This window comes from Rhizobium lusitanum (assembly GCF_014189535.1).
In the GTDB taxonomy this organism is placed as follows: domain Bacteria; phylum Pseudomonadota; class Alphaproteobacteria; order Rhizobiales; family Rhizobiaceae; genus Rhizobium; species Rhizobium lusitanum_C.
On sequence record NZ_CP050305.1, the window covers coordinates 143106 to 156209 of the forward strand.

Sequence of the window (13104 nt, forward strand, 5' to 3'; positions counted from 1 at the left end):
GGGGGTACGTTTCTATGAAGTACAAAATTGCAATATTCATCTTCCTCTTTACAGCTTCCTTTTTTCCGGTAGAACGCGCTTATGCCGTAAACTGCACTGTACCAGCGCCTTCGGTGTCGTTTGTAGAGAATAGACCGCCTTTTGGCGGCGGCCCGATAGTGAATGGGCAGATAATCTGGCGCTATGTTGGCAGGGACACTTGCAGAGATATTTACAATTTGCGCTACGGAATAATTGGCGGCAGCGAAATCCAGATAGAAATACGGGGGCATTCTTGTAAGCCCGGCGCCCCCTGCGCCTTCAACGTATCCCTCAATCGCGACAAACCTTACGTTTTTAAAGTTCAAGCTTGCCACACGGCGTTTGCTCAAAGTTCTTCCTGTTCTCAGTGGGGCCAGACGATCTATCGCCGCTATGGCCCTGACACATGCAAAGATGGATTTGTTTGGCGCGAACTCATTCCCAACGATCATGTGTGCGTAACGCCGCAAACCCGACAGCAGGGACAAAACGATAACGCACAGGCCATGCAGCGACGCAATCCGGCGGGAGGCCCCTATGGTCCCGACACCTGCAAGCAAGGGTTCGTCTGGCGCGAATTGACACCAAATGATCACGTTTGCGTAACGCCCCAAACACGCCAGCAAGGTCGCGATGACAATGCGCAAGCCGCACAGCGGCGGGCCTGAGGCGTTTGGCAAATCGATTGCGCTAGTGTCGCTTGGCACATTGCGATGCCATTTATGGGAGGAGGCCAAGCGCGTTATTCCGATCTGGCTGTCAATCGGCGGAATGTTCCCGTTCAGTCGTATTGTTCGCTTTCGAGACCAATGTCCGAAAGGCTGATGACGGTGGCCACCCAGGATGTCGTTTTGCCTCAGTTCGGCTTGCGGGTATCCAAGACGGCCTGAGGACAAGCTCGCCGCTCAGCGGATGTCAACGAGGAAGGCTGCGACAGATCAGTTTCAATCGTGGGCTCAGGCATGAAGCTTGGCATCATCCGGTCGTCGGAAAGCCCTGCGCTAGATGCCCATACCCGACCGCGTGCCCGCCACGCGTCCAGCTCCTCCGCGTTCAGCCGATGTTCGCCTTCATCGACATAGAAAGCCACATCCCTTCCGAGGCGGTCCCTGCGTTGACTGCCTGGCCTGACCGTCAGAGCGATGGCCTGTCTGATCTGCCAGGGCCTTGAGTCAGGCAAGCCCTTCAGTTGATTTTGGATCGCTTGTTCGATCGCCAAGTGGTCCTTAGAGTTCACGTTGGTGTGCGCCGCGCGATCCTTGAAGAAGCCGTAGTCCATTTCCGTGGGCACCAGGTGATTGGAGGCGTAGGCGTCGTAAAAGGACGCGACTTTCCCACCATCCAGGCTGGCGCTTCTGTAGAGCTTGTCAAACATCTCTCTTGCAGCAGGGATAGCACCAATCTTCGAGAAGCCGATCTTCCATGCCACCCGTCTCTTCGCGTCCATCCAGACTCCACAAAGATAGGTTTCCAAGCTTCGGTCAGGATCTCGGTCCCGAAGTACGAACATGCGGCGGACCGCAGCGGCTTCAGTCCCAAAGGAATCGTCGATGCTATTGGCATCGAGTTTGTCCAGAGCCTGGAGAATGAGCCGCACCTCCTGACCGCCTCCAGCTGTCGCACCGTTCGGACCCCAGGTCAGATAAGACCTTGGATCGTTGGAGTAGCACCGCATTTGCCCATGCTTCGGGTCGTAATGCGGTTTCGACTGGCAGAAATTCCATTCCATCACGGTATAGTCAGTGGCCTCATATGTAAGCATGATCGTGTGGGCACGCTGATCCACAGAAGGTGGCGACACATCCGGCAGCAACGCTTGCCAATAGGCCACAGTCAGTGTCCCAGCGACCGCTTCGGCATCACCGGCAATTTTCGGTGCGATCTCCGGGCAAGCGCTCAGGAGCGTCAGCGCCCATCGAGTTGCTGGCCCGAATTGCCCGTCGATGGTGGGAGAAACGTTTTTTCCACAAGCCTTCAAGGCAGCCACCATTGCGGTCTGCAAATTGGCCACCGGCCCATACCTGCCGTCGTCCAATGGTGCCTCGCGATACTTGTACAGCACGTCCGCGTGGGCGCAGGCCGGCAGAAGTGACATGAAGATGATTGCAAGGAGCGGCAATACAGTCTTTGGCATGTTCCCCCGGGTAAGGTCGATCGAATACAAGTGCGCGCTGGTCAAGGCTTCGGGTGCATGTCTGAGCGAAACTGGAAGACGAAGTAAGGTGGAATGCACACGCCTCGTTTGTCATTCCTCGCCAGCCATGTCGCGTCCGGCTTCGTCTGCCCGTAGTAGTCAGATTTGCTGTAGTTGCGTCCAACCACCTCGTGAAAGAGGGAGCCGCGCGCGAGAAGCTCGGCTCGTTCATTGAACTTTGAGATCGCGCTCGGCCCGCTCTCCGCCATCGGCTTTACGCAGATATAATCGTCTCGGCAGGGCGATGCGACGTCACAGGCTCGCAGTCCTGCGAGCGACGTAAAGGTCGCGAAACATTGAGACAGGGTCGTTCTTCCTTCGCCAGAATTGGCTATTCGCGACACGCAGGTGTTGAAGCCCGTGGACGCGATCATGCCGCATGTCGCCTGATCGGGTAGACCGACACACTCCGAAAGACGAAGCATTCCGGCGGGGAAACCGCCGGTCTGCTGATCTCGAATGTCATCCCTGGATACGGGATTTCTTACACCCTCGTTGTACTCCTGATGCGCACCATAAAACGAATTGCCAGCTGGAGGATCCTTGGGCAGCACCGAAGAAGGAATGACCGTGGGCGCGCCATCGGCCAAGGGCGGCTCGATCCTTTCATAACGGTCTGTAGCAAATCTCGTCGTGACGATCCGGCCAATCTGAAGGGGATCGCCAACCTGCGTCTGCCCGGCATGGGGAACGCACGTACCGACCGCTGGCTCGTTCGTCGTCTTGAAGAGACGGCGGCACTCAAATTGCGGTTGGCAAACCCACTGCCTCTGGGTCGTCGCTAGCGCATCTGGCAATACACATGCCCCTCCCCAGCCGCCAAGAAGCTGAGTGCCTTCGAGTTCCGCGGCGAAACTGTTGAGCGGCCGGGACGAATAGCTGGCGGCGAGCTCGTATTCGGTCAGCCTTGCATCCGGCCGGGACGCCATCAGTGAAACGATCCTGCGCCGTCGCGGTTGATCGCCGTAAAACAACGGAGAACCGGCCAGCGCCACCGCATTTTCATTCGGAGTGTCGGCCCTGTCTTGTCCCGGGAAATGAAACCCGGCGATCGCTCGTGTTTGATGGCATACGGTACAGGTGCTCTCGTTCAGGCGGGTTCTGAAATCGTCGGGCGACTTTATGAAGCTCGTTTTCTGGCCCGTCGCCTTGAACGCCTCGATCGCGGCCTTTATCTCGCCGTCGCTGATGATTTCGTGAGAAGCTGAATTTGCCTTCCAGAACAGTTGGTTCTCGGAGCGAGTGTTGCCTCCGGGGGAAATCGAAGATGCCGAAAAAGCGAGATATTCACTTGGGATGTTCAGCGTCCCCTTGTCGATGGAGGAGACGACGGCCGGACGTTGAAGATAGGTTACCAGCTTTTCCCGAAGGCGCTTCTTGTCAAGACAGGCAACGGTCGCGTCATTTGTCGCGCATAGAAGGCGCGAGCGATCGATTTCGTTGGTGAGCGCAAGCGGCTCAAGGAGCTTGTCTTTGGCAACCCATTGAAACACGCGCATGAGATATTTGGCTTGTGAACCAAAGCCGTGTGCATGGTCTCCGTCACCTGCCGGAAAGCGATAAACCTGGATGTTCAATTCAAGTCGAAGAAGATCCTCACCTCTGATGAGAGCCACGGGGCCGCTTGCCGGATCCAGCAGCATGGCGGGAGTCCATCTTCGGCCTGCCGCCTCGTCTTGCACATAAGCATCCCATCGCTTCGCAACCTCCTGGCAGGTGACCTTCGAACCCGCAGCTCCGGGCAGCGCTGGAAACACCAGATTCATCGTTATCGGCAGACGGGATTTCTGGGCTCCGTTCCTCAGCGTGTAGCCAAATCTATAAATGACAGCAATCTCGCCACATCCCTGCTGAGCAGCCGATAGATCGCTTCCAGAGTCCTTTATGAATTGTCTGTCCATCCTGTTGACTACGCCGACAAGCTCGGCCTTGGAGTCCGGATGTGACAGGAACCGCAAATCCATTTGAGTCCCGTCGTTGGCACCATCGCTTTTCCGCAGTTCGTCGATCTGCTGAGACACGGACTTCAGTACCCGATCTGCGATGCCGAGATTGAATGGATTTGCGGTCTTGTCTGCATGGCCGACTGTTGCTGCCTTGGCATTCATCAGAGAGATGAAATTCAACGGGCCGTCGCAGGAAATCGCTGACTCGCCGCAATCCAGGGTCTGAACAATATCAGCTCTGAATACCGAAGGTCCAATCAGACTATCCGCAGCCGATGCTGAAAAGTCCGTGGCCCGCGCTGAGGCCGACGTTACAATGAGAAAAATTCCTAGGACACCGAGCGTGAGTCCCAACAGCGATCGTTGCTGGCCTGATGGGCGGACAAGATCACAGCACATGCGTAGACGTCGTCGAACATTTTGCACCGGCCTGCTCCCCCACCCCGCACGCAAAATTCGCGTAATGAGAGTAAACAACATCGGATCGTCGTGGTCAATCAACAGTAAATTTGATGGGCGATGCGCTTCGTTGCAATTTAATTTGTGCGTCCCTCACGGCTGGCTTATGCAATACAAAGCAAACGAGAAGGTTAGCGCAGGATTTGGTCTGGTAACAACCGAGCCGCCACTGCTAAATCTCCGAGAAGCTAGCCGGATAAATGTCGATTCCATTTTGAACGCGTAGGTGATCGGATGAGCGAGAGCGAGTTGAAGCGATCCAGGATCTTGATGCGTCCCCGATACCAAAGGTAACGCAAGGAACATACTGACAACTATTTAAACCTGAGATTGATTCTGACTACTCATAGGGGGCAGGACATGCAACTCAAAACATTCGCAGTCATGACAACAGTTTGCCTGCTCGTTGGGTTTCAGGCTCATGCGACAGGACACCGGCTGGATTAAACTTGTTGCTGGATTGCACATAGACGGATTTGAGATCGTCGAAACGGAAGTGCGGGTTCCTGCGCGTCGGAGCTGGCGGACGGACGAGGTGGAGATCGTGAGGTCGCTGAGCAAGATCTACCCCGTCGACGTACCGGCGCTCGATTTCAACGAAGCAGAAAGCGAAATCGCCCTGCTCCTTGACCGTCATTCTCTAGTGACGACCAAAGGGCATCTACGCCAGGCGATACAGAACTTCACGAACGGAAACAGGGCCGTGGTCAACAGCTAGATCCGGACTTTCTTCGAAAGCTACATGATCGAAATCGCACTTCGCATGGGGTATGGCGGAAGGCCTTACGAGACTATTCGTTGCTTCCGTCTCACAGAGCGAACTCGATCACGTTGCTCGCGCCTACGGAAAAATTCGTCTTGGTCTCTTCTTGCACGATGCAGCTGGCGGTAACTAAGGCACTGTTTTATCGTCTATTATAACTGTCGGCAACAATATTGCCGGAACCAATACCACAATGGAGTCAATTGACGAGCGCAAACTAAGCGCGCACATATACATCGCTCGCAGTAATGCATGCCACAGATACGAATTTAACACCGTTAGCGATAGGATTTACTATGCCTAGTGCTATTTCGAGAAGAGCATTCATGGCTTCGACTATTTCCGCGGCCATTGTTGGATCAAATGTCTCTGCTTCTGCAGATGATAATGGCATCGACCTCAGCGATGATCTTTCACGAGGGCAGATATTCAAAGATTTTGTTGTCTTGCCGTGGCTAGCTGAGAACGGAGGGGAAAATCAAACACTATCAATTCCCGCGGTATTTCAGTTCCCGCAAGATGTAACTTATGACTGCACCCTCGACGCACAGAAGGTCTGTAGGACGGACACATCGAAGCCTCGCACAAAGCCGATGCTGTTTGGAGTGGACATAAGCCACTACACTGCCCCCTCTTTTTCATTTAGCGAACTGAGGGACAAGAAGGTTCGGTTCGTGCAAATGAAAGCCAGCCAAGGGCTTAGGTACCGAGATGCTAACTTCGCTGCATTCTGGAAGCGAGCCGCCCAGTTCCAGGGAGACCAGGCAGTTTTCCGGGGGGCTTATCACTTTCTGACGGCAGACGGGGATGGAAAGCAGCAGGCTGAATGGTTTCTTAGCGAACTTGAACGCGCCGGGGGTACGGTAAATGGTGATATGGCGCCAGGTGTCGATCTCGAATGGGATGTCTACAAGAGCACCGGCAAGGCAGATCATTGGGAGGGAAAAGGCGCCAATTTTATCCTCGATACGGTCCATGCGTGTATGGAGCGATTGACAAAAGCCACGGGGAAAAACCCAATCTTGTACACTGGGAAATCCTGGTTCTCCGCAAAAACGGTTCCAATTGATCGCTTCAAGGAGTTGGAAAAATATCCTCTTTGGGTTTTCGATTACAACCCGCAAAGGAAGCTTGACGAGAAACCGCTTCTGCCGGACAATTCCTCGAAGGCAGCCATCTGGCAATTTTCGGATTCAGCACGTGCCTTGGGAGCGTACGACGGAACACTCGATTCGTCGGTATTTTATGGCAGTGAGGGCGACTTCAAAAATGCCTTCGGAATCTCGTAATGAGGGCCAAGGGACACATCATCGCGTTGATAGCTGCCATTGCCCTTTTTTCCTGCTGCAAGGCGGCATGCGCGGATGACTGCTCTAATATTGCGGTGGGTGTGGCAGACCCAAGTTGGTGCCAATATTTGGGTCGCTTTCCCTTCAGTTCCCAGAACGACCCAAATCGGCACGTGGACAATCGCGTGAAGGATGCGATGGGGTTGAACGATACACAAGACTCCAAAATTAGGAGCTACGCTTTCGTTATTTCGGTATGGGATTATAATTTCTCCGATGCGATTACTTCGGAGCTAAAAGGGGTCGAAAACGAGCAATCATCGTTGCTTAGTTTTGTTAAATCTCAAGGCTTTGACGAAGCATTGGTCCTAGAGAATGGTGAGGCGAATGCCCAGACAATTCGAAAAATTTTCACCGAGTATTACCTGCCTAAATTCATATCTGCGTCCCAAAATGGCCAACAGATCCGATTTATGTTTATATTTGATGGCCACGGTTGGCAGCCTCCATCAAGCGAAGCAACTGGCGCTTTGGCGCTAAGCAAGCTAGAAGATGAAGGCGACTTGAATTATGACCACCGCTTCTCGTTAGCAGAACTACGCGGTCTTCTTGCAGACCTTTCTCCCTATACCCGATCGATGGTCGCACTGTTAGGATCATGCTACTCGGGTAGTGTGTTACGGGGACCGGGACTAGCCGACGACTACACCCCAGGACCATCGGCGTGGATCGCAGCGGCCGCGCCTAATCGAACGCAAGCATGGATCCTCCCCAAGGAAAGTGGCACCCTTTTTTTCAAGATTTGATCTCAACAGTCGACCACTGGTCAGCAGCAACTAGTCAGCTACCAGCAGATGATACCGCCTCGGCCGTTGTTAGTTTCGCACAATTCACACCCAAACTTCGCGAAATCATCGACAGAATTAATGAGGAGCATCAATCCGCTCGCAATCCAGAGAAACCTGACGAGCCTTATCCACCATTCGTAATGGATACAGTCTCTTACGAAGGGCAGAGGAAAGCCGCTTTTCGCTTCATAGTTCCGGCCAAAGTCACTGCTGCAAATGGCCTTGATATCGGGAATGTTACCTTGACTGGTAGCGCGGTAGTAGGCCGACCGAACGTCACTGTCGTCCACACGCCAGAGTATTATTCGGTACGGGGCATAGATTTATCCCATGCTTCGGGCGATGTCGATTTTCAGAAACTCAAATCCTCAGGAGTAAAGTTTGCATATCTTAAAGCTACGCAAGGAACAAAATTTAAGGATGCCCGCTTCGGCGGATATTTGAAAGATGCAACAGCAAGTGGGCTACCAGCAGGCGCTTATCACTTTTTTGACTATTGCGAGGGACCGGATCAACAATTTCAAGCAATTATAGAAAACGTACCAAAAAGTATTGATCTTCCTATTGCGGTCGATTTGGAATGGAAGGTCATAGCGGCAGGAGGCTTTGTGGAGCCAACAGACTGTAATAGCAACGAGGTGATCCGGGAAAATTTTCGTAGCCTGCTTCAGAAGCTCACGATATACTACGGAAAGATGCCGGTCATTACTACGGCCTCGGCTTTTGTAAAAGCCTATCCAATCATAGATGATAGTTTCGGAATTTATCCACTGTGGATAATGGACTACAGCAAGAGTAGAGTAGCACAAGGAACACCCTCTCTGCCCATTCATACTCCTTGGACGTTTTGGCAATACACGGACCATGGTACGTTTGATGGTATTCCCGGAAAGACATTCGATGTGAGCGTCTTCTTTGGTTCCGACCAAGAATTTCGTGACTTTGCGTCGGGAACGCAAAATGTTGCCCTCCAAGCAGCTCTACCGTCGTTCTTGCCAGCCGCGAACGCGGCAGTAAAAGCCATCACAGAGCCAGCGGCTGCCGCCATTCACGAGATATTTCACTTTTAGAGATAGCTAGACAAAACATCCGGAGACATATGGTAGTCGGACAGGCGAACCTACATCACGCGGCCATATTCGCAGCGATCCTTTTCAAAGCCCTCTACAGACCAAAGACGGGCCTCGATCGCCTTATCGGGGTCATTTGCGGGAGAGGGCGATATACTACCTTAGGGACGGCCATCGATATTCCCCGGTGAGTGTTATGTGTTCCCATCCAAGCGGTGAGACGTGTGGCAGCAAGCTTGGGTCGATCAGTTCGCCGGCGGCGATTTGCTCGGCCACGATCTCTCCGAGTTTCCAGGTGTTCCAATAGATTATTATGGCGGTCAGCAGATTAAGGTGTCAATCGGCGCGGAATGTTGACCCCTTATCGGCGTCCAATCTTCACCCCCTTATAGACGATCAGCGCTTGGCCTACACGGCAAAGGAGACCAGGCTCTTTGCTCAGCCTGTCAATCTGACACCATGCTTCACGCCGGTTGCCAGCCCGCAGTCCAACGGCGTGTCTGAAGCCTTCGTCAAAACCCTGAAGCGGCACTACATCCGCTATCACCGCTTCCGGACGCCGACACCGCGCTCCGGCAGATCGATGGATGGATCGAGGACTGCAACGAGATCCATCCACATTCCGCGCTCAAGATGGCTTCCCCTCGGCCGCTCATCAGGGCTAAATCAAACTAGCCGACTGTCCGGTGAAACGGGGAGCACTCCACCAGGGTAGCAACGGTCGACTGGAGCATGCAAGCATGAGCAAGACGAGAGAAAAAGGCATCATCGCATATGGAACCGAGGAGGATCGGCGCAATCTGGCAATCCTGGCCGACACTATCGAGTGTCCGGAATCGAGCTTCTAATTAAGATGCTCAGAGAGCGCTTCGAGCAACTTTTCGGCGAAAACGCGTTAAAATAATTACAACGCAGGCTGCCAATCCAATTAAGATCATTGTATGTAGAGGGCTCCCGTTCAGAGTCCTAATCTCAAGAACTACATCTTGAGTGTCATTGGAGAATTATATGTTGAAATATCCATTAGCATTTTTCTTCATGACGCTCTCTTTAACTTTGTCATTCTGTGTAGAGACGGCGTTTGCTCAAAATGCAGCCGATGAAAATGATCCGAAATGGGAATGCTATGCTCCTGCTCCAGGACATCCTACTGATGCTGAACGAGTGGCATTTGTAGACAAGGCGTCCAAAATCGCTGTTGATCTGGAAAAAAGCTATGGCGTTCCAGCACCGGCGATCACTGCGATGGCTGCGGTCGAATCTGGCTACGGTTGGACAAGGATAGCTGTGTTCGCCAACAACTTTTTCGGCTGGAAGGGTGAAGAGGGCGCGGGCAGCGCATATCATCTTAAATGCCAGCCGTTAGACACTGATCCCAACGCGTTTTATGTGAAGTTCAATTCTCTTGAAGCCTCAATGTCCGCCGTTGCCGAACGGTTAGCGAAGGGCAGAAATTACCAGAAAGACACCGCTCGCTATCAGGCGGATCTCAAGGAAGGGATCGATCCGGCTCTCGCAGCCAGACTTTGGATTGACGCAATAGCGCCACGTTACAACGGCAAGCCTTGGCTGTATCGCAGCACGCTTAAACGGGTCATGAATGATCCAATTTCGCCTGCGGATTTCATCAATCCTAAGCTTAACTTGTATCGGCTCGCACCCCCGCCGGTGAAGGGCGAGAATCGTTATGCACATATAGTCGACAGTATCGCGTATAAAACAGTAATTAAACTTGCCAAACGGGATCTTGCTCCTGGCGCGCGCACTATGGACAATTGCATTGATGGTGGTGGAAGCATTCAGAAAGACTACCCCGAGTATGAAGGCTATCCGGTCAAGCGGTGTATTTACCAGATCACAAGCCCCAACGTGCTGAAAGGCCTTGTATACACCCTCCATCCTACGGCAGAACAGGTTGCAGCATGGACAGCTTTTGCATGTATTCGGGCCGATGCTTCAGATCAGTCCGCGTGTGCCACGCGACTTTTTCGAACCGGGAGCTCTGAAACTGAAGGGCTTTATGAAAGTAACAACGCTCAGTTTCCTGTTTCGGGGAACGTGATTGAGATTGGTAGCGCGGGGGGCTGCACCAAAGCGACAGTGAACAACAACATTTTTTTCAGGCATGGTGTTACAGTTAAGCTGAAAGCGCTGCCCTCGGTCTGTTCAACTCAAGCGTTTTCTATTTCTGATCAGGAGCAGTACTCAAAATCGGCGGTGGAAAGATACAGATTCGTCGCACGGGTATCCGCTTTAAAGCTACAAGAATATAGCGATTTCACCGGCAAGTCTCCCACGGGTGATGAATGGGCACGGATCAACCAATTATCTTATCTCACTGGCCTGGACGACGGTGTCAACGCATTGCTCAACATTCAAGCAGAGCGGCTTTTCGGGAGTAAGCGTTGACGTTCTGGTAGCTGGCCACGCAGGCTAGCTACCAGTTCCATAGTAGAACCTTTATCTGTGATGGCAGTGTAGCGGCTATTTAGTAATGCGACAGTCGAGTGACCATGATGCTGACCGAATCGCCCGATTTAGACTTATAGAGAAAGCAGTCCATTCAGATACGTCTCGCGATCAATATTCTCCGCTTGGCTTGACGCAAGATCGACCAAAGCCAAGACAACCGAGCGGGCTAGCCGGCGTGCGCGACGTCGGTCTTCACTCGATATTGGCGCCATCGATCGGCCATGGACATAAGCGCTTCTTAGATCGAAGAGCGATTCATATTCGCCCCGGATTTGGGATCGGCTAGCAGGTTTTGCACTCTCGTCCGCATCACCTGCGTAACTGACATCGCTTTCCGGGGATCGGTCTTCAGCTTTTTCCCATAGTCGGAGTGCAGGCTGTTGATTTCCACTGAGAAGTGACCCGGCGGCACAGGATATTTCCATCGAGAATTGGCTCTGACGCGCTTTTTGCTGATGTTCATCCCCTACGACGCGCCGATCAAACGCGCCTGCAGCAGATCGAGTTTTGCTCTCCCGTACATCTGGCGTTTGATGAGCTTCAGTCGCGTAATCTGACCCTCCGTCTGTCCGTTCGACCAAGGTGAGATGATTGCGTTTCTTACGGCATTGAGGTCTTTTTCAACCCCACCAGCAAACGATCCGACCAGGCTGTTTTTAGCTGCTTCAAGCCATTCATCGAGCTTTCGTGTCGTCTTGGAGCGGATCATGGATTGGAAGTCGCCAATGGTCGTGCGGGCAACGATTAGTTCCGGAACGTTCACTTCGATTGCCGCCACCAGGATAGCCTCGGATTTTGCCAAGTCATCGCGTGCGGTTGTCATCAACCGGGCGATGGCCCGCGCTGACGGTGTTCGCGCAAGCCCGCTCTGGTTGGCCTTCTCCGCAAGACGTCGACGCTGAGCCCATTGCGAGACGACCCCGCTTTGCCCCGGAAAGCCCTTCGCTTTCATCTCGCGCCAGAGTAGGCGTTTCGTGCGCCCTCCTCCCAGCGGCTGTTGAGCCACGGTAACCAGCTATCCAGTGAGCTGGGCCGTGTTCGAAACATATCGAGGCGTTGGCCCCTCAAAACGTCGCGGACAATCTTCCGGCTATGACCGGTTTGCCGAACGATCTGTCGAATTGAGGTTCCTTTCTTCGACAGCTCCCGGATCGCCTCGTTTGTTTCCTGACGGCGCAGATATCCCTCGTACTGCAGTTTCTCAGCGTAGGTCAAAAGCTTGGGATCAATGACATTGCTGCCGACCGCCTGCCTGATCTGGCGCATCGACTTGCCGACAGCATCGAGGAACGCTCGGCTGGAATTCTCCATCAGATGCCAGCGGTCGGCAACCTGCTCAGCATCAGGTAAGGCCTTTGCGATAGCCTCACCATAGCCGCCACCCCGATCGCGAGCGACGATGGAGATCGACTGATGCTCGGCAAGCCACGCTCGAGACGTATCCAATGCTCGATCCGGTAACAGGGTGACGGGCTTCCGCCGCTCCAGATCGCAGACGATCGTCCCATAGGTTTGGCCCCGCCTGAAGGCAAAATCATCAATGCCTATGACGGTGAGTTCATTGTTTTGATCGGCAATACGGCGGCGAACCACCCGCAACAGTGTGTCGTTGCTCACTGGCACCATCAGACGATTGGCAAAGGCCGCCGGTCTGCCGCCGAGTGCCAAGCCAAGGTGGTGGACGATGGTCTCCAACCGCTGGGTGCGCCGACCGTAACGTGCCAACACGCCATTATCGAACTGTTCGCAAAAGATGCGCCGTCCGCATAGCACGGCATCGCACCAGAACCGACGCGCCACGATTGCCAGCTCGACTCGCCGACCGCTGATGGGCAGGTCAGCGGGCCGGCGCAGATATCGGCTTTGAACTCGTCGGCTCTGTCGCCCGCAGGCTGGGCAAATTCCTGATGGAGCGCGCGATCGCAGCCGAACTTGAACGCACTCTGCAACAACCGCCACTTCATCGACTGCAAATCCGGACGGCGCGAGGCTCGCGCGTTGAAATCGTCGTTGCATAGCTGATCCTCCGATGAATCAGCAAA

Annotated in this window: 8 protein-coding genes and 3 pseudogenes; 7 read left to right on the forward strand and 4 right to left on the reverse strand. The window is 53.6% G+C overall.

Annotation, left to right across the window (positions count from 1 at the left end; all coding sequences use genetic code 11):
• The first annotated feature begins 14 nt into the window (after positions 1–14).
• Positions 15–689: a hypothetical protein gene (locus HB780_RS02350; RefSeq protein ID WP_183686488.1), complete on the forward strand. Its 675-nt coding sequence runs from the start codon at positions 15–17 to the stop codon at positions 687–689.
• Positions 690–877: 188 nt separating this feature from the next.
• Here the strand turns inward: HB780_RS02350 and HB780_RS02355 are convergent, their stop codons facing one another.
• Together HB780_RS02355 and HB780_RS02360 are read right to left on the reverse strand one after the other, a co-directional pair.
• A complete protein-coding gene (locus HB780_RS02355; RefSeq protein ID WP_183686490.1) occupies positions 878–2155 on the reverse strand; it encodes a hypothetical protein in 1278 nt (425 codons plus the stop codon).
• A 41-nt stretch (positions 2156–2196) separates the two neighbouring features.
• Complete coding sequence (locus HB780_RS02360; protein WP_183686492.1) at positions 2197–4515, reverse strand: hypothetical protein; 2319 nt, start codon at positions 4513–4515, stop codon at positions 2197–2199.
• Positions 4516–5041: 526 nt separating this feature from the next.
• Between HB780_RS02360 and HB780_RS02365 the strand changes: the two genes are divergently transcribed.
• From HB780_RS02365 to HB780_RS02380, 4 genes are all read left to right on the forward strand, one after another.
• On the forward strand, positions 5042–5338 hold the full coding sequence (locus HB780_RS02365; RefSeq protein ID WP_183686493.1) for a hypothetical protein: 297 nt from the start codon (positions 5042–5044) through the stop codon (positions 5336–5338).
• A gap of 371 nt (positions 5339–5709) precedes the next feature.
• Positions 5710–6672, forward strand: a complete 963-nt coding sequence (locus HB780_RS02370) for a GH25 family lysozyme (protein ID WP_183686495.1) — start codon at positions 5710–5712, stop codon at positions 6670–6672.
• 185 nt (positions 6673–6857) lie between these two features.
• The gene (locus tag HB780_RS02375) at positions 6858–7478 is read left to right on the forward strand and encodes a hypothetical protein (protein ID WP_183686497.1); all 621 of its coding nucleotides are present in this window, start codon (positions 6858–6860) and stop codon (positions 7476–7478) included.
• A complete protein-coding gene (locus HB780_RS02380) occupies positions 7433–8590 on the forward strand; it encodes a glycoside hydrolase family 25 protein (RefSeq protein WP_183686499.1) in 1158 nt (385 codons plus the stop codon). Before HB780_RS02375 ends, HB780_RS02380 begins: the two co-directional genes overlap by 46 nt.
• A gap of 156 nt (positions 8591–8746) precedes the next feature.
• On the opposite strand, the pseudogene HB780_RS02385 reads toward HB780_RS02380, so the two are convergent.
• A pseudogene (locus tag HB780_RS02385) lies at positions 8747–8923 on the reverse strand (Tn3 family transposase); the annotation flags it as partial.
• A 67-nt stretch (positions 8924–8990) separates the two neighbouring features.
• On the opposite strand from HB780_RS02385, the pseudogene HB780_RS02390 reads away from it, so the two are divergent.
• Positions 8991–9265, forward strand: a pseudogene (locus HB780_RS02390) (integrase core domain-containing protein); the annotation flags it as partial.
• Between the two features lie 333 nt (positions 9266–9598).
• Entirely contained in the window at positions 9599–10999 is a 1401-nt protein-coding gene (locus HB780_RS02395; RefSeq protein ID WP_183686501.1) for a glucosaminidase domain-containing protein, read from the forward strand.
• Positions 11000–11528: 529 nt separating this feature from the next.
• Here HB780_RS02395 and HB780_RS02400 read toward each other — a convergent pair.
• A pseudogene (locus HB780_RS02400) lies at positions 11529–13078 on the reverse strand (ISL3 family transposase).
• Between the last annotated feature and the right edge of the window lie 26 nt (positions 13079–13104).